The 19856-nt window shown below is 67.1% G+C and carries 22 protein-coding genes and 1 pseudogene; 15 read left to right on the top strand and 8 right to left on the bottom strand.

The annotated features are described in order from the left end of the window. Positions 1-91: 91 nt before the first annotated feature. On the top strand, positions 92-1552 hold the full coding sequence (locus DIE11_RS26765) for an MFS transporter (protein ID WP_124628211.1): 1461 nt from the start codon (positions 92-94) through the stop codon (positions 1550-1552). A gap of 63 nt (positions 1553-1615) precedes the next feature. Here DIE11_RS26765 and DIE11_RS26760 read toward each other — a convergent pair whose 3' ends face one another. After that, positions 1616-1819 carry an oxidoreductase-like domain-containing protein gene (locus DIE11_RS26760; RefSeq protein ID WP_059600306.1) on the bottom strand — a complete coding sequence of 68 codons (204 nt, stop codon included), beginning with the start codon at positions 1817-1819 and terminating at the stop codon, positions 1616-1618. Between the two features lie 12 nt (positions 1820-1831). On the opposite strand from DIE11_RS26760, the gene DIE11_RS37090 reads away from it, so the two are divergent. Further along, the gene (locus tag DIE11_RS37090; RefSeq protein ID WP_260437182.1) at positions 1832-1963 is read left to right on the top strand and encodes a hypothetical protein; all 132 of its coding nucleotides are present in this window, start codon (positions 1832-1834) and stop codon (positions 1961-1963) included. A 32-nt stretch (positions 1964-1995) separates the two neighbouring features. Here DIE11_RS37090 and DIE11_RS26755 read toward each other — a convergent pair whose 3' ends face one another. Continuing rightward, positions 1996-2709, bottom strand: coding sequence for an SDR family NAD(P)-dependent oxidoreductase (locus DIE11_RS26755; RefSeq protein WP_124628209.1), 714 nt, complete (start codon positions 2707-2709; stop codon positions 1996-1998). A 321-nt stretch (positions 2710-3030) separates the two neighbouring features. On the opposite strand from DIE11_RS26755, the gene DIE11_RS26750 reads away from it, so the two are divergent. After that, positions 3031-3708 carry a dihydrodipicolinate reductase C-terminal domain-containing protein gene (locus DIE11_RS26750; protein WP_124628273.1) on the top strand — a complete coding sequence of 226 codons (678 nt, stop codon included), beginning with the start codon at positions 3031-3033 and terminating at the stop codon, positions 3706-3708. 100 nt (positions 3709-3808) lie between these two features. Here the strand turns inward: DIE11_RS26750 and DIE11_RS26745 are convergent, their stop codons facing one another. Both DIE11_RS26745 and DIE11_RS26740 read right to left on the bottom strand, forming a co-directional pair. Then, positions 3809-4618, bottom strand: coding sequence for an SDR family oxidoreductase (locus tag DIE11_RS26745; protein ID WP_124628207.1), 810 nt, complete (start codon positions 4616-4618; stop codon positions 3809-3811). Continuing rightward, positions 4615-5448, bottom strand: a complete 834-nt coding sequence (locus tag DIE11_RS26740) for a molybdenum cofactor biosynthesis F family protein (protein WP_124628269.1) — start codon at positions 5446-5448, stop codon at positions 4615-4617. The genes DIE11_RS26745 and DIE11_RS26740 overlap by 4 nt, the downstream gene beginning before the upstream one ends. Before the next feature lie 170 nt (positions 5449-5618). Here DIE11_RS26740 and DIE11_RS26735 point away from each other — a divergent pair, with 170 nt between their 5' ends. From DIE11_RS26735 to DIE11_RS26725, 3 genes are all read left to right on the top strand, one after another. Then, positions 5619-6416: an AraC family transcriptional regulator gene (locus tag DIE11_RS26735; RefSeq protein ID WP_124628205.1), complete on the top strand. Its 798-nt coding sequence runs from the start codon at positions 5619-5621 to the stop codon at positions 6414-6416. 193 nt (positions 6417-6609) lie between these two features. Continuing rightward, positions 6610-7533: a DMT family transporter gene (locus DIE11_RS26730; protein WP_059600308.1), complete on the top strand. Its 924-nt coding sequence runs from the start codon at positions 6610-6612 to the stop codon at positions 7531-7533. Between the two features lie 151 nt (positions 7534-7684). Continuing rightward, positions 7685-8233, top strand: a complete 549-nt coding sequence (locus tag DIE11_RS26725; RefSeq protein ID WP_124628271.1) for a permease — start codon at positions 7685-7687, stop codon at positions 8231-8233. A gap of 90 nt (positions 8234-8323) precedes the next feature. Here the strand turns inward: DIE11_RS26725 and DIE11_RS26720 are convergent, their stop codons facing one another. After that, positions 8324-8458 carry an entericidin A/B family lipoprotein gene (locus DIE11_RS26720; protein WP_006752948.1) on the bottom strand — a complete coding sequence of 45 codons (135 nt, stop codon included), beginning with the start codon at positions 8456-8458 and terminating at the stop codon, positions 8324-8326. A 233-nt stretch (positions 8459-8691) separates the two neighbouring features. On the opposite strand from DIE11_RS26720, the gene DIE11_RS26715 reads away from it, so the two are divergent. Next, positions 8692-9987, top strand: a complete 1296-nt coding sequence (locus tag DIE11_RS26715; protein WP_059526663.1) for an aspartate carbamoyltransferase — start codon at positions 8692-8694, stop codon at positions 9985-9987. Between the two features lie 157 nt (positions 9988-10144). On the opposite strand, the pseudogene DIE11_RS37430 reads toward DIE11_RS26715, so the two are convergent. Continuing rightward, a pseudogene (locus DIE11_RS37430) lies at positions 10145-10423 on the bottom strand (VapC toxin family PIN domain ribonuclease); the annotation flags it as partial. 231 nt (positions 10424-10654) lie between these two features. Between DIE11_RS37430 and DIE11_RS26705 the strand changes: the two are divergent. The 8 genes from DIE11_RS26705 to DIE11_RS36550 all read left to right on the top strand — a co-directional run bounded on the left by DIE11_RS26705 (position 10655) and on the right by DIE11_RS36550 (position 17456). Then, a complete protein-coding gene (locus DIE11_RS26705; RefSeq protein ID WP_124628203.1) occupies positions 10655-12898 on the top strand; it encodes a TonB-dependent siderophore receptor in 2244 nt (747 codons plus the stop codon). A gap of 3 nt (positions 12899-12901) precedes the next feature. Then, entirely contained in the window at positions 12902-13657 is a 756-nt protein-coding gene (locus tag DIE11_RS26700; protein WP_124628201.1) for a tetratricopeptide repeat protein, read from the top strand. Then, positions 13654-14337 carry a Fe2+-dependent dioxygenase gene (locus DIE11_RS26695; protein WP_124628199.1) on the top strand — a complete coding sequence of 228 codons (684 nt, stop codon included), beginning with the start codon at positions 13654-13656 and terminating at the stop codon, positions 14335-14337. The genes DIE11_RS26700 and DIE11_RS26695 overlap by 4 nt, the downstream gene beginning before the upstream one ends. 233 nt (positions 14338-14570) lie before the next feature. Continuing rightward, a complete protein-coding gene (locus DIE11_RS26690; protein ID WP_124628197.1) occupies positions 14571-15044 on the top strand; it encodes an AidA/PixA family protein in 474 nt (157 codons plus the stop codon). A gap of 486 nt (positions 15045-15530) precedes the next feature. Then, complete coding sequence (locus DIE11_RS26685) at positions 15531-15770, top strand: type II toxin-antitoxin system Phd/YefM family antitoxin (protein WP_124628195.1); 240 nt, start codon at positions 15531-15533, stop codon at positions 15768-15770. Further along, entirely contained in the window at positions 15767-16162 is a 396-nt protein-coding gene (locus DIE11_RS26680; protein WP_006759143.1) for a type II toxin-antitoxin system VapC family toxin, read from the top strand. Before DIE11_RS26685 ends, DIE11_RS26680 begins: the two co-directional genes overlap by 4 nt. 365 nt (positions 16163-16527) lie before the next feature. After that, positions 16528-17112, top strand: a complete 585-nt coding sequence (locus DIE11_RS26675) for an NTP transferase domain-containing protein (RefSeq protein ID WP_124628194.1) — start codon at positions 16528-16530, stop codon at positions 17110-17112. Positions 17113-17312: 200 nt separating this feature from the next. After that, complete coding sequence (locus DIE11_RS36550; protein ID WP_006752960.1) at positions 17313-17456, top strand: hypothetical protein; 144 nt, start codon at positions 17313-17315, stop codon at positions 17454-17456. Positions 17457-17546: 90 nt separating this feature from the next. On the opposite strand, the gene DIE11_RS26670 is transcribed toward DIE11_RS36550, so the two are convergent. Next, the gene (locus DIE11_RS26670; RefSeq protein ID WP_124628192.1) at positions 17547-18305 is read right to left on the bottom strand and encodes an SDR family oxidoreductase; all 759 of its coding nucleotides are present in this window, start codon (positions 18303-18305) and stop codon (positions 17547-17549) included. Then, a complete protein-coding gene (locus DIE11_RS26665; RefSeq protein WP_124628190.1) occupies positions 18302-19849 on the bottom strand; it encodes an FGGY-family carbohydrate kinase in 1548 nt (515 codons plus the stop codon). The genes DIE11_RS26670 and DIE11_RS26665 overlap by 4 nt, the downstream gene beginning before the upstream one ends. Between the last annotated feature and the right edge of the window lie 7 nt (positions 19850-19856).

The raw sequence follows: 19856 nt of genomic DNA, 5'->3' as shown, positions 1-19856 counted from the left end.
ATCCGCAGAATATTGGTTCAACGGCTCGCACGCGCCCGGTTCAACGGGCTTCGACATGCGTTGCAGCCCTCATTCTTCCGGACTTCCGTTCATGACCGACAACACCCTCGCCCCTTGCGCGCCGGCCGGCACGGCCGCCAAGGCACCGCCGCGCAGCCATCACGGCTGGGCGCTCGTGGTCCTGCTGGTCGGCGCCATTCTGCCGCCGCTCGACTACTTCATCGTGAATCTCGCACTGCCGGCCATCCGCGACGGCATCGGCGCACGACCGTCCGAGCTGCAGCTCGTCGTGTCGGCCTACGCGTGCGCGAACGCGGTCGTGCAGATCACCGGCGGGCGTCTGGGCGACCTGTACGGCCGCAAGCGGATGTTCATGATCGGGATGGCCGGCTTCGTCGTCGCATCGACGCTGTGCGGGCTCGCCGGCAGCGGCGCGGTGCTGGTCGGCGGCCGCGTGCTCCAGGGCCTGTTCGCCGCGGTCCTCGCACCGCAAGTGCTCGCGACGATCCGCAGCGTGTTCAGCCCGCAGGAGCAGGTGCGCGTGATGGGTTTCTACGGTTTCGTGTTCGGTCTCGCGGCCGTGATCGGCCAACTGGGCGGCGGCGCATTGATCAGCCTCCATCCGTTCGGGCTCGGCTGGCGCGCGATCTTCCTCGTCAACGTGCCGATCGGCGTCTTCGCGCTACTTGGCAGCTGGCGCTTCATCCCGGAAAGCCGGCCGCCACGCGGCCAGCGTATCGACGTGCCCGGCACGGTGCTGCTGTCGCTGTTCCTGCTGATGCTCGTCTATCCGCTCACGCACGGACGCGAGGCGGGCTGGCCGCTGTGGATGGTCGCGTGCATCGCCGGGGCGCTGCCGATGCTCGGCGCGCTGCTGGCGGTCGAAGCGCGCCGGATCGCGGGCGGCCGCGATCCGCTGCTCGACGTGCGCCTGCTGCGCAATCCGGTCGTCGTGCTCGGGCTCATGCTCGCGTTCCTGTTCTACATGCTGAGCGCGTTCTTCCTGAGCTACGGGATCTATCTGCAGGGCTGCCTGGACTGGTCGCCACTCGCGTCGGGGCTGGCGATCCTGCCGCTCGGCATCGGCTTCCTCGCGAGCCCGCTGCTGATGCCGCGCCTCGTCGACCGGTTCGGCGGCCATCGCGTGCTCATGCTCGGCTTCGCGATGCTCGCGGCCGGCGTCGCGACCGCCGCCGCACTGGCCGGCGAACACGCGCCCGGCCCGGGCTTTTACGCGGGCATCGCGGCGATCGGCATCGGGCAAGGCCTCGTGCTGCCGTCGGTCGTGCGGATCGTGCTCACGGAAGTCGACGCGGCGCGCGCCGGGGTTGCATCGGGCATGGTCAGCACGATGCTGCAGATCGGCGCGGCCGTCGGGGCGGCGACACTTGGCGGGCTGTTCTTCGCGCGGCTCGGCGCGCAGCCGGGTGCGCTCGACTACGTGCAGGGGTTCAGGACGGCGATGTGGGCGCTGACGGTCGTGTTGCTCGTGTGCGTCGCGTTGTCTGCCGCGCTGGGACCGATGCATCGACGCATGCGCGCCGGCGCGTGACGACACGGGTCGGACCACACATCGCCCGCGGCGAATCGGGGCATGCGCGACCGCTTGCGGGCATCAAGCCCGTTTGTGATGCTTGAGTTGCGCGTGCCGCGCTTCCCATTCGGCCAGCTCGACGCGATAGCGCGCCAGCGCTTCGTCGTACAGGTCGAAAACGCACGGCGAGCAGCCGCTGTTGCAGCAGTCTTCCAGTTCGGGTTGTTCGGGCGGGGTCGGACGCGGATCGTCGGCGAGCGTATCCGCGGAGGCAGGCTTGGTCACGGCTTCAGTCACATGATGTCGAACGCCCAGTATACGGTGATGGACCGCGGCATGCAGGCCGCCGGCCGTATGCAGCCGTGCAACCTGCTGATCGACATCGCGGCGATCGCGCACATTCCGCGTGCGCGATTTCGCATGCCCTGACGTCGTACTCGAGTGCGATCGCCCGTCAGCCGCTACGCCACGCGACCACTCACGGGAATCGATGCGCCGGTGATCGCCTGCGCGTCAGTCGACAGCAGGAACCCGATCATCGCGGCGATCTGTTCGGGCCGGACCCAGCGCGTGAAATCCGCATCGGGCATGTCCGCACGGTTCGGCGGCGTGTCGATGATGCTGGGCAACAGCGCATTCACGGTCACGCCGCGATCGAGCAGTTCCGCCGCCAGCGCCTCGGTGAGTCGCGCGACGCCCGCCTTCGCGGCCGCATACGCGCCCATTCCCGCGCCTGCCTTGAACGCCGCACCCGCGCCGATGTTGACGATGCGGCCCGCCGGGCTCGCCACCAGATACGGCAGCGCGGCCTTCGACGCATTCAGTGCCGTCTTCACGTTCAGTTCGTACATGCGGTCCCACGTGGCCGCGTCGCCATCGGCGATCGTCTGCCACACGAACGCGCCTGCAATGTTCAGCAGCGCGTCGACCCGGCCGAATTCGCGATTCACGGTGTCAAGCGCGCGTGCAGCTGCCTGCGGATCGACGAGATCGATGCCGCCGAGGCGCAGCGCATCGGCCGGCACGCCGGGCAACGCCTGCGCGTCCGGCGCGCTGCCACGGCCGATCAGCGCGACGCGAGCGCCGCGCTGGCCGAGCCAGGCGGCTGTTGCGACGCCGAGGTGGCCGAATCCGCCGGTGATCGCGACTGCCTTGCCTTTCAGGTCGTGTTCCATCGATGTGCTCTCCAGGGTCGAAGGGGGTTGGATGATACGCGGTTCGGTGCGATGCCGGCCGCGACACGGGCATGCCCGGCCGGTGTTTCGGCAGCGTAGCGCCGTTCACGCTTCCGTGTGTGCTGCGACGGATGCGTCATCATCGACGAGGTCGATCTGTTGATCCGCCGCGGCCGTGCAGGTGCGCACCACACACAGCGGCAGGCCGCCGGGCATAATGCGCGATCACGGCGCGCCGCGCGGTGCACCGTGATCGCGCCGGGTCGTCGAACGACCCGCGCCGTTTCCGTATCGAACCCCGAACCTCAATCCGTCTATCCCATGCAAGTACTCGTCGTTGGCACCGGCAAGCTGGCAACCGAACTGCTCGGCTCGCACCGGCTCGCACCGGCAACCTGTCGCGTGATGGCCTGGTCGGACCCCGCCCGTGGCAACGTCCGTTCGATCGTCGTTCACGCCGGATCCGGCCGCGAGCTGCCTGCCGCGATCGAATTCTGCCGCGCCACGGGGTCGCCGCTCGTCGAGCTGTCCACCGGCTCCGACCTCGAAACCGCATCGCACGACTTCCCCGTCGTGCTCTGTCCGAATACGAACATCCTGATGCTCAAGTTCATGAGCATGCTGGAAACCAGCGGCCATCTCTTTCGCGACTGCCACATCAGCGTGACGGAGTCGCACCAGGCCAGCAAGACGTCCGTGCCCGGCACCGCAGTCGGCATCGCTCAGTCGCTCGGCGTTCCGGCGCAGGACATCCACTCCGTGCGGGACCCAGCCGAACAGCGCGACGCCTTGCAGATTCCCGACGATCAGCTCGGCCGCCATGCGTTCCACCGGATCCGCATCGAGGACGGCGCATGCAGCCTGCAATTCGAATCCCGCGTGTACGGCGCGTCGCCTTACGCGGATGGCGTGTCGCGGATCGTCGAGGCCGTCCGGCAGCATGAACTCGAACCTCGCCGGTACTCGATCGTCGAGTTCATTCATAACGGCTGGCTTTAGTAGCGACGGGCGCGACCGGCGCGACGGTGCGCGGGTCGCACCGACGGCGCCCCTGCCGGCCCATTCGACGGCCCTCGTCGCACGATCGCGCGCGCGGCCCTTACCCGTCACCCGGCACGGCTCCGCTCTCCGGCAACGTCGCGCCGCCGTCGACGACGATCGTCTGCCCGGTGATGTACCCCGCATCGGCCGACGCGAGAAACAGCATCGCGTTCGCGATGTCCTCCGGCTCGCCCATTCGGGCAAGCGGAATGTCGCGCGCGATCTGCGCGGCGACCGACGCATCGCCGAGATTGCCGGCTGCCGGCGTGCGGATCATCCCCGGCTCGACGCCGTTGACCGTCACGTTGCGGCGCGCGAGTTCAAGCGCCGCCGCGCGAATGAAGCCGTTCACGCCTGCCTTCGACGCCGCGTAGTGCGCGAGCCCCGGATAGACGACGCGCGGCCCGGTCACCGACGACGTGACGAGCAGCCGCCCCGCCCCCGCACGCTCGAATGCCGGCAGCGCGGCCTGTGCGAGCCAGAACAGCGCCGACAGGTTGACCGACAGCGTGCGCTCGAGCAGCGGCGCATCGATCTGCTCGAACGGAGTGAGCGGGAAGTACGCGGCGTTATGAACGACGACGTCGAGCCGGCCACCGTCGCGCTCGACCGCCGCGACGAGCGCGACGAGTTCGTCTCGGCTCGCGGCGTCGACGCGATACGCACGCGCAGCGCCGCCCGCGCTGGCAAGCGCGTCCGCCTGCACGGCAGCGGCATCGCCGTTGAGATCGGCCAGCGCGACGAATGCATCGGATTGCGCGAAGCGGCGCGCGATTGCCGCGCCGATCCCCTGCGCCGCGCCCGTGACGAGCACCACGCGGCCACTGAAATCCGCACGCAGGCGGCCGCTGCCCGGCACGGCGTTCATCGCTGCGCCTCGCCGGCGAGCGGATGCACGGTTTCGTTCAGCACCTGCGCATGCGCGCCGATCGGGAAATTCGACAGCATGCCGAAATCGCCGCCCTGGTATCCAAAGATCTTGCCGTCCGTCTTGCGTTGTGCGAGGTCGATCAGCACGACGCCGAGCGTCGGCACCACCTTCTCGCGCCATACGAACAGATACAGCTGCTCGGCGAGCCTGAAGTAATGGCAGCGGTCCACGTCGGCCAGCCCGCCTTCGACGCCCTGCAGACACTGCCATGCGTAGAAGTTCTCGTTCAGGTAAATGTGCTCGTAGCATTCGGTCGGGCTGTAGCGATACATCGTCCGTTTGCCGATCAGTTCGCGCGTGGGCCCGTGCAGCGGGCCCGGCTGCGCATGGCCGCCGAGCGTGCCGTGCCGGAACGTCGCATCGACGCCCGTCAGCGGCAGCCCGCGCGCGACACGCGTGAACGCGTCGACATGCGTATCGGCTTCGGTCGGCAGCGTGCCGATCACCGACGTCCACACGCCGCCGCCGACGTCGATCACGAGACTGACCGACGTCGCGCGTGCTGCCGGGTCGATGTAGTCGACGAAGTACAGGTCGTCGCGCAGCCGCGTGACACGGCAAGGCGCCCGGCCGCCCGTGTCGGTCGCCGCGTCGCGCCATTGCAGCGCGCCCGCTTCGAACGTATAGACGCGCCATGCGCCCGATGCGTCGCCGAGGGCCAGCGACCGCCCGACGAGCTCGTCCACGGGCGAGAGGATGTTCGCGTCCGGCGCGAAGCCGTCCGCGAGCGCGCCCACCTGAATGAATACCGTGTCCTGTCGTTCCACCTGCCGTCTCCCGCGCAGCTTCAGGCCCGGCGGGCCCTGTACGCTGCTCATGTGCACATGGTGCGGGCTGCGCACGCCGCGCGGTATCGGCCAAAAGGATGAAGGGCGCGCGGCGCCGGAACGCGCTAAAGTGCACGTGATCCGCGCCGCTGCCGGCGCGAGGAGCGCCCATGCACCGTGTCACCCATTACCGACGCACCGATGAAGGCATCGAGGCGATCAGCCTCGAGTCCGACCACACGTTTCCGCGGCACGCGCACGACGACTTCGGGGTCGGCGTGATCGTCAGCGGCGCGCACCGGTCCTGGAGCGGCCGCGGGCAGGTCGACGCGCTGACCGGCGACGCCATCATGGTCAATCCGGGCGAGATGCACGACGGCATGCCGATCGAAACGGGCACGGGCCGGCGTTGGCAGATGCTGTACCTTGCGCCCGCACTGGTCGCGGGCGTCGCGGCGGAAGAAGGCCTCGGGGGCGTCGAGCTCGCACATCCCGCCGTGCGTGACGCGCGGCTCGCGGCCGCGTTCGGACGGTTGCATGCACGGATCGTCGCAGGAAACGACACGCTGCCGCTCGCCCGCGACGAGGCGCTCGTCACGCTGGTCGCCGGGCTGCTTGCGCGGCACTCGAATCGCGCGCTGCCACCCGCCGGTGTCGCACCGGCGATCCGAGTCGCCCGCGAGCGACTCGATGCGGCGCCCGCCGCACCCGTTTCGCTGGCGGAACTCGCCGGCCTGAGCGGCGTGAGCCGCTTCCAGCTGCTACGCGGATTCGCGCGCGAACTCGGCATCACGCCGCACGCGTATCTGATGCAGTCGCGCACGCGGCTGGCGCGCGCACTGCTCGCGAACGGCCGGCCGATCGCGGATGCCGCGGCCGAAGCCGGTTTTGCCGACCAGAGCCACCTGACGCGCGCGTTCGCGCGCCAGTTCGGGATCACGCCGGGACGATTCACGCAGGCAGGCTGAACAGGCCTCGCCGTCGCTGCGCGGCCACCGGTGCGCGACGATGTCGACCATCGCCGTCCGGCACGTTGGATGGCGGCGCTGCCGGTCAACGGGAGACACCGGACGCATCGCCTTCCCGCTCACCCGCCCCGCTCGCCGACGCGCTGCAATTTCGTTCAAGACGCCCGTGCCGCCGCACGCGACGATGCGGCACATGAAGACACGACTGATCGGCTATCTCTATCTCGCCGCCGCAATGGCAGGCGTAGGCAGCACCGTCATCGCGAGCCGCCTCGCGGCCGGCGGCCTGCCGCCGTTCGCAGCCACCGCGCTGCGCTTCCTGATCGCAACCCCGCTGCTGTTCGCGCTGATGCGAGCGCAGCGAATGCGGTGGCCGCGGGTCTCCACACGCGACGCCGTGCTGCTGGTCGTGCAGGCTGCGGCGGGCGGTGTCGGCTATACGGTGCTGCTGATCATCGGCACGAAGTTGTCGTCGCCCATCGATGCAGGCGTGATGCTCGGCACGCTGCCGGCGATGTCGACGCTGATCGCGGCGGTCGTGCTGCGCGAGCGGCAGACGCCGCGCGACTGGGGCGCGGCCGCGCTGGCCACCGCCGGCGTGCTGTTCGTCACGTTCGCGCCCGGCCAGGCCATGCCGTCGCTCCGGACGCTCGCCGGCGACGCGCTGGTGCTGGCCGCCGTCGCTTGCGAGGCCGTGTTCATCCTGCTCAACCGGCGGCTGTCAGCGCCGTTGCCGCCGCTCGCGCTGTCGACGGCGATGTCGGGCCTCGGCTTCGTGCTCGCGCTGGTGCCGGCCGCGTTCGAATGGCACGCGCTGGCGACCGGCTGGAACATCGGCGCGGTGTCGGCAATCGCGTACTACGCGCTGGTGCCGACCGTGCTCGGCTATCTGTGCTGGTACGCGGGTTCGGCTCGCACGAGCGGCACCGAAGCCGCGCTGTTCACGGCGGTCGCGCCGGTCTCGGCCGTGCTGTTCGCGGTCGCGCTGTTCGGCGAGTCGCTGGGCGGCACGCGCGTGCTCGGCATCGCGCTCGTCGTCGCGGGGATGCTGGTGGGTGCGACACGGCGGCGCGAGCCGCCGGCACGCATCACGTCAGCCGGTTGTCTCGATGGCTAGCCCGTTCGTCGATCGATGGCCATCGCCGCCCGCCATCGACGACTGTAGGAATGTGTCCGCACGCGGCAAAATCGTTGCGTACCGTCGCGCAAGATGCAATATTCGCGTGGCCGGGCCATTTGACCACCATCGAACAATAATTCGCATCGCCATGAACAAGAAGGAAGCCAAAACAAGAATCGCGGCGCTGCTGTCCGCGGGCGCGAGGAAAGCCGACGTGCTTGCCGAGCTGGCCGGACAGGGCCTCAAGGATCGCGTGCTCGCGCGCCTGATCGCGTCGCGCCCCGACCCCGAACTGTGCAGGAAAAACAAGGTGCATACCCGGGTCCTGATCGCGCTCGGCATCGCGCAGTTGTTGATCAGCGTCGCACTCGCCTATCTCATCCTGGTGGACGGACTCAACATGGGCGCCGCGGTGCTGTTCCTCGCTTTGACGGTGCCGCTGTCGCTGCTGTTCATCTGGGGTTTCGCGACCCATCGCGTCGGCGCGTATCACGCGTTCATCATTCTGTCGCTGCTGCAAGTTCCGAAGACCATCGCCGATCTCGGCCGCGATCCGTCGGCCGCGCTGCCGACCCTCGGCGTGACGGTCATCCTGGTCGGCTACGTCTGGTTCGTCCGCAACCGGCTGTTCCCGGACTTCGGCTGGTTCACGCCGCGCAAGGTCGAGGGCCGTTACGCGTTCGTGGAAAGCGCCTGACGCCGCCCCCCGCGCGCCATGAAAAAGGCGCCGGGCCGCCCCGCGATCGCAGGACGGCCCGGCGCCTTCCACATTCCGGAACCCGGTGGCTTACTTCGCCTTCTCGGCGGTATCGCTAATTGCCTGGCCACCCTTCGAAATGTCCTGTCCCACGCCTGCAACGGTATTGCAACCAGCGAGCGCGGCGGTCACGACCAGCAGCACTGCAGCAATCGTACGCGTCATTCTCATTCTCCTTGGAGTCAACATGCCCGGCCGGGCGAATCGTATGCGGCGTGATGCCCTGCGGCTCGCAGGACACGGGGCCTGACCTGATTATACGGAGACAGCCGCCGCGCGCCAGTGTTCGCCGGGCCGGCGTGACGCAGGCCACACGGGGCGTCGCGCAGATTTTCCTTGACTTCGGCCGGCCTCGAACTAATATACGCACCGCGTATATTTCTCATCAGGTGCCGCCGATGACCGTTCCCCAGCAAGCCTTCCTGCGCGACGCGATGCGCCGCCTCAACATGACCCGCGAAGCGTTCGCGAACCGCATCGGCGTCAGCCGCCGTGCGCTGGACACGTGGCTGTTGCCCGACGATTCGCAGGAATCGCGCGGCATGCCCGAGATCGTCGAGCGATTCGTGTCGGAAATCGTCGAACGCCCGGCACCGGACGGCGGGGACTATACGCAAAGCGTAGAAAAGCAGGGGCTCGCGAAGCAATTCCTGTTCGAAGGCAAGCCGCAGCTGATTTCCGTGGACCAGTTCTCCCGCGATTCGGTCGAGGCGCTGTTCCGCGTCGCCGACGTGATGCAGCCGATCGCGCGCCGCCACAAGATCTCCCGCGTGCTCGAAGGCGCCGTGCTCGGCAACCTGTTCTTCGAGGCCAGCACGCGCACCCGTGTGTCGTTCGGCGCGGCTTTCTGCCGGCTCGGCGGCTCGGTATGCGACACGACCGGCTTCACGTTCTCGTCGATGGCCAAGGGCGAATCGATCTACGACACGAGCCGCGTGATGGCCGGCTACGTCGACGCGCTCGTGATCCGCCACCCGGAGAAAGGCTCGGTTGCGGAGTTCGCGCGCGCGACCAACCTGCCGGTGATCAACGGCGGCGACGGCCCGGGCGAGCACCCGAGCCAGGCGCTCCTCGATCTCTATACGATCCAGCGCGAGTTCTCGCGACTCGGCAAGATCGTCGACGGCGCGCATATCGCGCTCGTCGGCGACCTGAAATACGGCCGCACCGTGCACTCGCTCGTCAAGCTGCTCGCACTGTACCGCGGGCTGAAGTTCACGCTCGTGTCGCCGCCGACGCTCGAAATGCCCGCGTACATCATCGACCAGATCGCGACGAACGGCCACGTGATCGAGCAGACGAACGACCTCGCGGCCGGGCTGCGCGGCGCGGACGTCGTCTACGCGACGCGGATCCAGAAGGAGCGTTTCACCGACGAGTCGTTCGAAGGCTACACGCCGGATTTCCAGATCAACCAGGCGCTCGTCGACTCCGTCTGCAAACCCGACACGCTGATCATGCACCCGCTGCCGCGCGACAGCCGGCCCGGCGCGAACGACCTGTCGGTCGACCTGAACCGCGATCCGCGCCTCGCGATCTTCCGGCAAACCGACAACGGCATTCCGGTGCGAATGGCGATCTTCGCGGTGCTGCTCGGCGTTGAGAATCTGGTTCAACACTCGATGCGCGACGCGACGTGGCGCCCACCGGCGTACCTCGGGCCGGAGGATGCGGTGTTTCACGGGATCGATTGACCCGCATCCAGTGTCGCGCCCGTCCGGTCTTGAGACTGCTTCGGCTCAAGGGCCGCGCACAGAAGTAACGCACACGACGCGCCGCCTTGCACGGCGCGTTTTTCATTTTCGATGCAGATAATGCGGGAGCGGCCGGCCCCTGCGTCAGCTGGCCTGCGGGGTCGATCACGCACAAGCCCGCCGCTGCGAACGGCGCGACGTCGCGTGTGGCCACGATCAAACCGTTCGCTGCGGCCGTTGTGGCGATAAGGCCATTGGCCGATGCCAGCGCGTTGCCCGTCGCACGAGCCTTCGCACGAAGGCTCGCATATGCTTTGCTGGCTGCATCAGCAAACGCCAGGACCAGGCCGCGAAACAGCGGCACGATGCGCTCCTCGATGCTCTGGTGCAGCCAGTCCCGCCTCCGCCCTTCCGGCAACACCGCCACGCCGCCACGGCGAATCGCATTTCTGCGAGACCGATTCGACCATCCTGCCCGCCCCGCAAGCGTTCAAACCCTCCGCAACATTCGTCAACACTCTCATCACAAATGCAAACAAGAACGCTTCTCATTTACTTAGAAATTACATAGAATGCCGCCTGAAACCAAATCGTAATAATTCCCGACGGCGTGCACATTCCCGTGGCGCGTCGTTCCGGGGGCCACACCGCGAGGTCGAAGCGCATCATGAAGTCCCGTCCTGAAGAGCTGAAGCTCGGCAAATTCACCACCCTGTGCAGCGTGCTCGCCGCGAGCCCGGCGTTCGCCGACGGCACGCCGCCGCCCGCACCGGTCAGCACCGAAGGCCATCTCGCGCCGATCGAGGTCCAGGGCAAGACCGAGCACAGCTACAAGGCCGACTTCTCCGCATCCACGAAATTCACCGCACCGCTCGTCGACACGCCGAAGTCCGTGACCGTGATCCCGCAAGAGCTGATCCAGAACAGCGGTGCGGCGACGCTGACCGAAGCGCTGCGCACCGTGCCGGGCATCACGTTCGGCGCCGGCGAAGGCGGCAACCCGCTCGGCGATCGTCCGTTCATCCGCGGCTACGACACGCAAGGCAGCATGTTCGTCGACGGGCTGCGCGACACGGGCGCGACCACGCGCGAGATCTTCAACACCGAGCGCGTCGAGATCACCAAGGGCTCCGACGGCGCATACGGCGGCCGCGGCGGCGCGGGCGGCAGCATCAACCTGATCACGAAAGCGCCGCACCTCGGGACGACGGCTGCCGCGAGCGCCGGCCTCGGCACCGACCGCTACCGCCGCTTCACCGCCGACGGCAACTGGCAGTTCGCCGATCACGCGGCGTTCCGCCTGAACCTGATGAGCCACAACAACGACGTCGCCGGCCGCGACGCCGTCAACAACGAGCGCTGGGGTGTTGCGCCGTCGATCGCGTTCGGTCTCGGCACGCCGACGCGCGTGACCGCGAGCTACTACCACCTGTCGACCGACGACCTGCCCGACGGCGGCATTCCATACTTCTACACGACGGCGAACAAGCCCGCGAACGTCGACACGATCCATCCGGCGCCCGTCGACCGCCACAACTTCTACGGCCTGATCGACCGCGACTTCCGCAAGACCACGTCGGACATCAGCACGATCAGGATCGAGCACGACATCACGCCGAACCTGACGATGCGCAACACCACGCGCTACACGGAATCGACGCAGGACTACATCTGGACGCAGCCCGACGACAGCCAGGGCAACGTGGTCAACGGCAAGGTCTGGCGCCGCAACAACAACCGCAACAGCTCGATCAACAGCCTCGCGAACCTGACCGAACTGTTCGGCGAATTCCGCACCGGCCCGTTCAAGCACAGCTTCACGACCGGCATCGAGCTGTCGCGCGAATGGGGCAAGCGCGATTCGTACACGGTCGCGACCGACAAGGGCACGATCTGTCAGAAAGGCATCGGCGCGCCGTCCGGCTACAACTGCACGAGCCTGTGGTCGCCGAACCCGAACGATCCGTGGGCCGGTTCCGTCACGCGCAACAACGACTATGCACATGCGCGAACCACGACCAAGTCGATCTACGGCTTCGACACGATCGAGCTCACGCCGCGCTGGCAAGTCAACGCCGGCGTGCGCGTCGACGACTACTCGACCCGCTTCACCGACACCAGGGCGAACGGCGGCAAGACCTACACGCGCGACGACACGCTCGTGAACTGGCAGGCCGGCGTCGTGTTCAAGCCCGCGCGGAACGGCAGCATCTACGCGTCGTATGCGACGTCGTCGACGCCGGCCGGCATGCTGCTCGGCGAAGGCAGCGAAACGCAGTCGCTCACGCCCGGTCGCGGCGGCGTCGGGGCGAACGCCGATCAGCTGTCGCCCGAGAAGAACCGCAGCATCGAACTCGGCACGAAGTGGAACGTGCTCGACGACAAGCTGTCGCTGACCGCCGCGCTGTTCCAGATCGACACGACGAACGCCCGCGTGACGCTGCCGAACAACCAGTACGCCATGGTCGGCAACAAGCGCGTGCAGGGTCTCGAACTCGGTGTCGCGGGCCAGATCACGAAGCAGTGGCAGGTGTTCGGCGGCTATACGTACATGAAGAGCGAGCTGCGCGACAACGGCAAGGATGCCGCGAACAACGGCCACCGGTTCCCCAATACGCCGAAGCACAGCCTGACGATGTGGTCGAACTACGACGTGACGCCGAAGTTCACCGTCGGCGGCGGCGCGTTCTACATGTCGGAAGTGTTCGGCGATCCCGCGAACCTGCGTGCGGTGCCGTCGTACTGGCGCTTCGACGCGATGGCGCAATACCGGATCAACAAGAAGCTCGATCTGCAACTGAACGTGAACAACCTGTTCAACCGCACGTATTTCGATCAGGCGTATCCGGCGCACTATGCGTCGATCGCGCCGGGCCGCTCCGCGTTCGTCACGCTGAACGCGCGCTACTGATCGATGGAGACCGTCTCGCTGAAGGCGCTCGCGTCGGTGTCGCCGCGCGCGTTCGCCGACATCCTGGCCGGGCCGCCCGAGCGCGCCGCGGCGTGGGTCGCGGCAGCCGCCGAAAACGGGATCGTCGACGCGCAAGCCGTCTACGGCCAGTACCTGCTCGACGGGCACGGCGTCGCGCGCGATCCGGCCGCCGCATTCGGCTGGTTCCGGCATGCGGCACGAGCCGGTCACCCGATGGCGATGAACATGCTCGGCCGCTGCTACGAGTTCGGCTGGGGTACGGCCGCATGCGCACCGGTGGCCGTGTACTGGTACCGGCTCGCCGCGCAGGCCGGCCTCGACTGGGGCATGTACAACCATGCGACGGCGCTCGCGCTCGGCAACGGCATCGCCGAGGATCGCGCCGCCGCCCTCGACTGGTTTCGCCGCGCCGCTGCGCTCGGCCATGCGAAATCGATCAACCTGATCGGCGGCTTCTACGAGGACGGCTGGGTCGTGGCCGTCGATGTCGACGCCGCGTTCGACCACTATCGCCGCGCCGCCGAGGCCGGTGATTTTCGCGGCCAGTTCAACTACGCGCGGCTGCTCGCCGATCGCGGGCGCGTTGACGAAGCCCTCGCCTGGCTCGCGCGCGTGCCGGCCACCGCCACCCCCGCATTCGTCGCGAAGATGCGCGCGTATCTCGCGTCGTCGCCGCTCGATGCGTTGCGCGCGGCGGCGCTGCAGCTGCCGTCTCATGACATGGAGTCCGAATCATGATGCTTCAGATCCCCGGCGTGCTGACCAAGGCGCAGGTCGCGCAATGCCGCGAAATGCTCGATGCCGTCGACTGGGTCGACGGCAACGCAACGTCCGGCACGCAGTCGGCGCTCGCGAAACGCAACCGGCAGTTGCCGGAAGGTTCGCCGGTCGCGCGCGCGGTCGGCGATGCGATCCAGGATGCGCTGGCCCGGCATCCGCTGTTCTTTTCGGCGGCGCTGCCGCTCAAGGTGTTTCCGCCGCTGTTCAATCGCTACGAAGGCGGCGAGGCGTTCGGCACGCATGTCGACAACGCGATCCGGCTGCTGCGCGGTACGGATTTTCGCGTGCGCAGCGACCTGTCGGCGACGTTGTTTCTCGAGGAACCGCACGCGTACGACGGCGGCGAGCTGTGCGTGGAAGATACATATGGCGTGCATCGCGCGAAGCTGCCGGCGGGCGATCTCGTGCTGTATCCGGCGTCGAGCCTGCATCGCGTGACGCCCGTGACGCGCGGCGAACGCGTCGCGTCGTTCTTCTGGATCCAGAGCATGGTGCGCGACGACGGTGATCGCACGCTGCTGTTCCAGCTCGATACGCAGATTCAGACGTTGTCGGCGGAAAAAGGCGCGAAGGATCCGATGGTCATTTCACTGACGGGGATTTATCACAACCTGTTGAGGAAGTGGGCGGATGCGTAGGGTGGCTTTTCGGTAGAAATTAATGCGCATGCACGCGAGTAGCGCCCGAGCGTTGGCAGCGTAATCGATTACATATCCGACGTTACAAAATCGAGATAGCATGCCCTCCGAATTTGAGCTATGTTCTTATGGTATGACAATTAGACATTAAGAATTAGCGCCAATCGGTGGAAATTGCATGATGCCAAAATCCTGCCTGGCGATTTCGGCGTATCCATTTTAAGGAGACGATTATGAACACGGACGTGATCGACGTTTTGGTAGCAATCGACACGGAGGCGATCGTAAAATCGGTTGGATTCAACAATAGCGCCTCCAATCCTTCTACGGTGGATCCCTCGCATGTTTCCATTGCCGGAAGCGGCCAGAGTGCCAAGGATAACAACCTTTCTTTCAACTCACTGGATCCGGTCTATTGGCGGGCCTCTGCAATTGGTCTTGGTGACCCATGCGAAATTTATGATTTCGTTGGCACTGACGAAGTAATCACCCAGCCACAATTAGAGTCGCTTAACGGAACAACGCTCACCCCGAACCCAGAAAACCCGAGTGAGCCAACCGTGAACAACAATATAAAACTATGGCACTGGAAATCTACCGCAGGCCGCAAGGGACAAGCCACATGCGGGATTCGCTTCGTAATAATTGGGCGCGAAGGCCGACAGACCGGTTACTACCAGTGCAATATATCAATCACGACTAGTTGACGGACTGCAGTTCATTCTGTGGCGCTCATTCTTCACCGCGGCGAGGGAGCGCCACTCAATACGATCCATCCACTCATTCGTTCCAACCTGCCTGCACAATCGCGCGAAGTTCCGCCATTTCCCCTGTGGCACGTCGGGTTCGGGTGAGCACCGCGATAGCGGCGTCGGAATTCCTGGCGTTCGCCGCGACTCACCGTATCCAGGTCGGGCAGCGCCTTGTTCTGACGGGCTCTGCTTGCCCTGTCGAGCGCGTCCCGATCGCGCCGCATCTCCCCGAGCCTCCGAAAGCTCGTGCGCATGCAACCTGGACAATCAGGCATTGCGTTGCCGGTCGCGCGACCGACCGCTTGCGGCGTCGCCCGTCGGCGATCTCCGGTAAAGCCGTGCCACGACGGAAAACGTCGACCGAGACCGTCCCCCTCGTCGCTTGCATCAGGTCGCCACGCCGATCTAAAATGACCATCGTCAAATGACCATGCTCATATCATGATGCCGCACGCTCCCGTATCGAAATCCGAATTCAAGGCTCGCGCACTCGAATACTTCCGGCTCGTCGAGGCGTCGGGCGAAAGCCTCATCGTTACCGACCACGGCAAGCCGACGCTGGAAATCCGGCCCTATCACGCAAGCGAAGCCCAGCCATTGGACATATTGCGCGGCTCGGTCATGCGCTACGACAATCCTCTCGATCCGATTGCGGAAGATGATTGGGAGGCGTCGCGGTGATCGTGCTGGATACGCATGCATTGGTGTGGTGGGTAGCGGGCGATCCGTCGCTCAGCAAGAAGGCCCGCAGCGCAATCGATCGCGCGCGCGGCGAAGGCACGCTCGCCGCGTCCGCGATCTCCGCATGGGAAATCGCGATGCTGGTGCGCAACGAACGCCTCGCGCTGACGATGGACGTCGATGCGTGGCTCGCGACGGTCGCGCAAATCGACGGCATGCGCTTCGTGCCGGTCGACGCCGACATCGCCGCGAAGTCCACCGCCCTGCCCGGCACGTTCCACAAGGATCCGGCCGATCGCATGATCGTCGCCACCGCGCGGCGGCTCGGCGCGCCGCTCGTCACGCGCGACGAAAAAATTCGTGCGTATGCGCACGTGAAGACGCTCTGGTGACCGTCATCTACCCGTCAGCCAAATCACGCACCGACGGAGCGTGACTTCGGTCGACAGGCGATTCGTCTGACCGAACCGATGGCGACGCTCTTGCGAAACCGTCCGCTATCGATCAACGCACCGCCCCATACCGGTTTCACGCATTACCACGCGAATAGTGGCATTGGCGGCGCTACGACCTCCATTGCCTCGCGATGCAAAGCGAATTGCTCGCCATATCCAGCCCCGTCGACGAAACATTGCTCGACGAACACACCCGCCGACGTTCTTTCCGACGACAACACCGCGCATCGGTAACATCCGCACTTGCCGATCCCCGCCCACTCCCGCACAATCGGCCCACCTGCCTTCCTCCCCCCGCGCCGATGTCCTATGCGTCACTCGCCACCGGCGTCCTGCTCGCCGGCGGTCTCGGTCAACGCTTCGACCCAAGCGGTCTGCACAGCAAGCTGCTCGCGCTGCTTCCCGACGGCACGCCGGTTGCGGTCGCGGCTGCCCGTCGCCTCGCCGGGGCCACGGCCGACGTGATCGCCGTCGTGCGCCCCGGCGCGGAAAAACTCGCGATTCTGCTGAACGAAGCCGGCTGCCAGGTCGTCTACGCGCCCGACGCGATGCGCGGCATGGGCGCGAGCCTCGCGGCCGGTGTCCGTGCGACGCCGGAAGCAACCAGCTGGCTGGTCGCGCTCGGCGACATGCCGTGGATCGCGGCATCTACCTACGAAATGCTCACGCGCGCGCTCGACGCCGATGACGCGTCGATCGTCGCCCCCATCCATCGCGGCGTACGCGGTCATCCGGTCGGCTTCGCCGCGCACCATTACGATGCGCTCGCCGCGCTCGACGGCGATACGGGCGCCCGCGCGCTATTCGCCAGCGCGTCGGTGAACCTGCTCGACGTCGACGATCCCGGCATCCTTCGCGACGTCGATACGCCGGCGGATCTGGGCTGACATCGGAACGCGCCGGCCGCACCGCACATCGTGGATGCCGGCCTTCGCGCGATCCGGCGCGATACCTGCAGAGGCTCGCATATCGCCGGCAATCCGCATGCCGCTGCGAGAATCCCGCTGCAAACACCCGCCCGATTGCCTATAACGGAGACGAGGCACGCCCGCCGCGCCACCGCCGCCACGCATTACGCGAGTTTCCCATGGACCACACGACCCCGATGCCCGAGCCCCCGGCCGACCCGAACCGCGATCCGGAAGACGATCCGTTGTCGCCACCGCCACCGGGGCATCCTCACGACAACCCGCAGCAACCCGACGGACCGCCGAGCAAGGACCCGGTCTAGCCGGCATCCGCCCGTGCCATCCGACCTGCTCAGGCATTCGCCCCGACAAGCGACGGCCACCTGCCGTGCGAGTGCCGCCGCCCGCGCCCGCTACCGCGCCGTATACCCGCCGTCGATGGCCAGCGACACGCCGCTGATCATCGACGCCGCGTCGCTGAGCAGGAACAGGATCGGCTCGACCACCTCGTCCGGTTCCGCGAATCGCCCGAGCGGAATCGCCGCGAGCATCGGCGCGCGCTTCTCCGGCTCGCTCCACGCGAACTGCGCCATTGGCGTGAGCGTAACGGTCGGGTTCACGCTGTTCACGCGGATTCCGTGCGCGCCGAGTTCGATGCAGAGCACACGCGTCACCGCATCGAGCGCCGCCTTCGATGCGCAATAGCTCAGATGCGCCGGCAGGCCGACGAGCGCGGCCTGGCTCGATACGTTGACGATACTGCCCCGCGCGCACGCCGCGCCGCGCCCCGCGCGTTCGATCATCTTCCGCGCGACGGCCCGCGCAACCAGCGCCGCGCCGCGCGCATTGACGGCCATCACGCGATCGAAGTGCGCCGCACTCACCTCGAGCGCCGGTTCGAGCGACGCGATCCCCGCGCAATTGACAAGCCCGTCGAACGCATCATGCACGGCGAGCGCCGCATCGATCGCGTGTTCGTCGCCGCCGATATCGATGCGCAAGGTTTCGCATGCGATCTCGCCCGCAAGCGAATCGAGCGCGGCCACATCGCGCCCCGCCGCGACGACCCGCGCGCCTGCATGGGCCAGCGCAACCGCGCAAGCGCGCCCGATCCCGCTCGACGCACCGGTGACGAGCACTCGCGCACCGCTGAAATCGAATCGTGTCTTCATGATGATGCGCGCAGTTCGTGCATGATCGGCTCGAGTGCCGGATACAACGCCGTATAAAGCGCGAAGCGCGCCGCATACGCATTCGCGCGCGCGGCATCGGGACGCGCGCGTTCGACGAGCGTGACCCAGCCGCCCTGCGCGTCGCCGTGCGACACCAGCCCCGCGCCGACGCCCGCGAGCAACGCGGCGCCCATCGCGGCTTCGACGTCCTGCTCGATCGTCCATACCGGAAAACCGGTCACGTCCGCGATGATCTGCATCCACAGCGCCGAATGCGCGGCACCACCGACGACGATCAACCGGTCGTCCAGCGCCACCGCGCCGCGCCGGCCGGCCTCGATGTTGTGCCGCAGCGCGAACGCGACGCCTTCCAGCACCGCGCGATACAGGTGCGCGCGCGTGTGCGCGAGGCTCAGTCCGACGAATGCGCCGCTCGCCTTCGCGTCCCACACCGGGCTGCGTTCGCCCATCAGGTACGGCAGGAACAGCACGCCGTCCGCGCCGGGCGGCACGCTTTCGGCCGCTTCATCGAGCAGCACGTGCGGGTCGCCGTGCGGCAGCAATCGCGCCGCATCGATCTCCGCATGACAGAACTGATCCCGGAACCACGCGACCGATGCACCGGCCGTGATCGCGCCGCCGAACACGTACAGGTCGCGCTGACCGTTGAACACGTGCGGCATGCTGACGAGCCCGTGCCGCGCATCGACGTGCTGGTTCACGTAGCCCCAGCACATGCTGGTGCCGATCATCGCGACATGCTGGCCGGTGCGCGTCGCACCGGCCGCGAAGGTCGCGACGGCCGCATCCACGCCGCCCGCGACGACCGGCGTGCCGGCGGGCAGGCCGAGCCGTTCCGTCCATTGCGACAGCAACCCGCCGACGACGTCGGTCGATTCGACGAGCCGCTCGGGCATCATGGTCGCGGGGATGCCGAGCATGTCGAGTGCATCGTCGGACCACTCGCGGCGCGCGACGTCGTACACGCCGCCGATGTTGCCGGCCGAACTGTGGTCGACCGCGACTTCGCCGGTCAACAGATAGATCACGTACGCGTTCGGCGGCAGGAAATAACGCACATTCGCCCACACATCAGGGCGCTGCTCGCGCAGCCACAGCATCTTGGTGAACCCGTAGTAGCTGTCGACGCCGTTGCCTGTGATCACACGCAGCCGCTCGACGTTCACGTTCTCGTTCACCCAGTCGACCTCCGCGGTCGCGCGCCGGTCCATCCAGATCAGGCACGGGTGCAGCGGCCGCATGTCGCTGTCGACCGGAATGCCGGAGCCACCGTACAGGCTGCTCACGCACATGGCGCGGATCGCGTCGGCCGGCACGCCGTGCGCGCGCGCGTCGCTCACGCAGCCCGCGATGCAGTCGAGCACCGCATCGAACCACACCTGCGGCCACTGCTCGGCCCACAGCGGGCGCGGCGTGTCGGGCTGGTAGCCGGCCGAACGGCGCGCGACGATCGTGCCATGCCCGTCGACGAGCAGCGCCTTGGTGCTCTGCGTGCCGATGTCGACGCCTATCACGTATTCCATGGTGTCT

This window comes from Burkholderia sp. Bp9012, assembly GCF_003853825.1.
Classification (GTDB): Bacteria; Pseudomonadota; Gammaproteobacteria; order Burkholderiales; family Burkholderiaceae; genus Burkholderia; species Burkholderia diffusa.
Note: the sequence above shows the minus strand (reverse complement) of the source record. Positions and strands in the feature narration are given on the sequence as shown.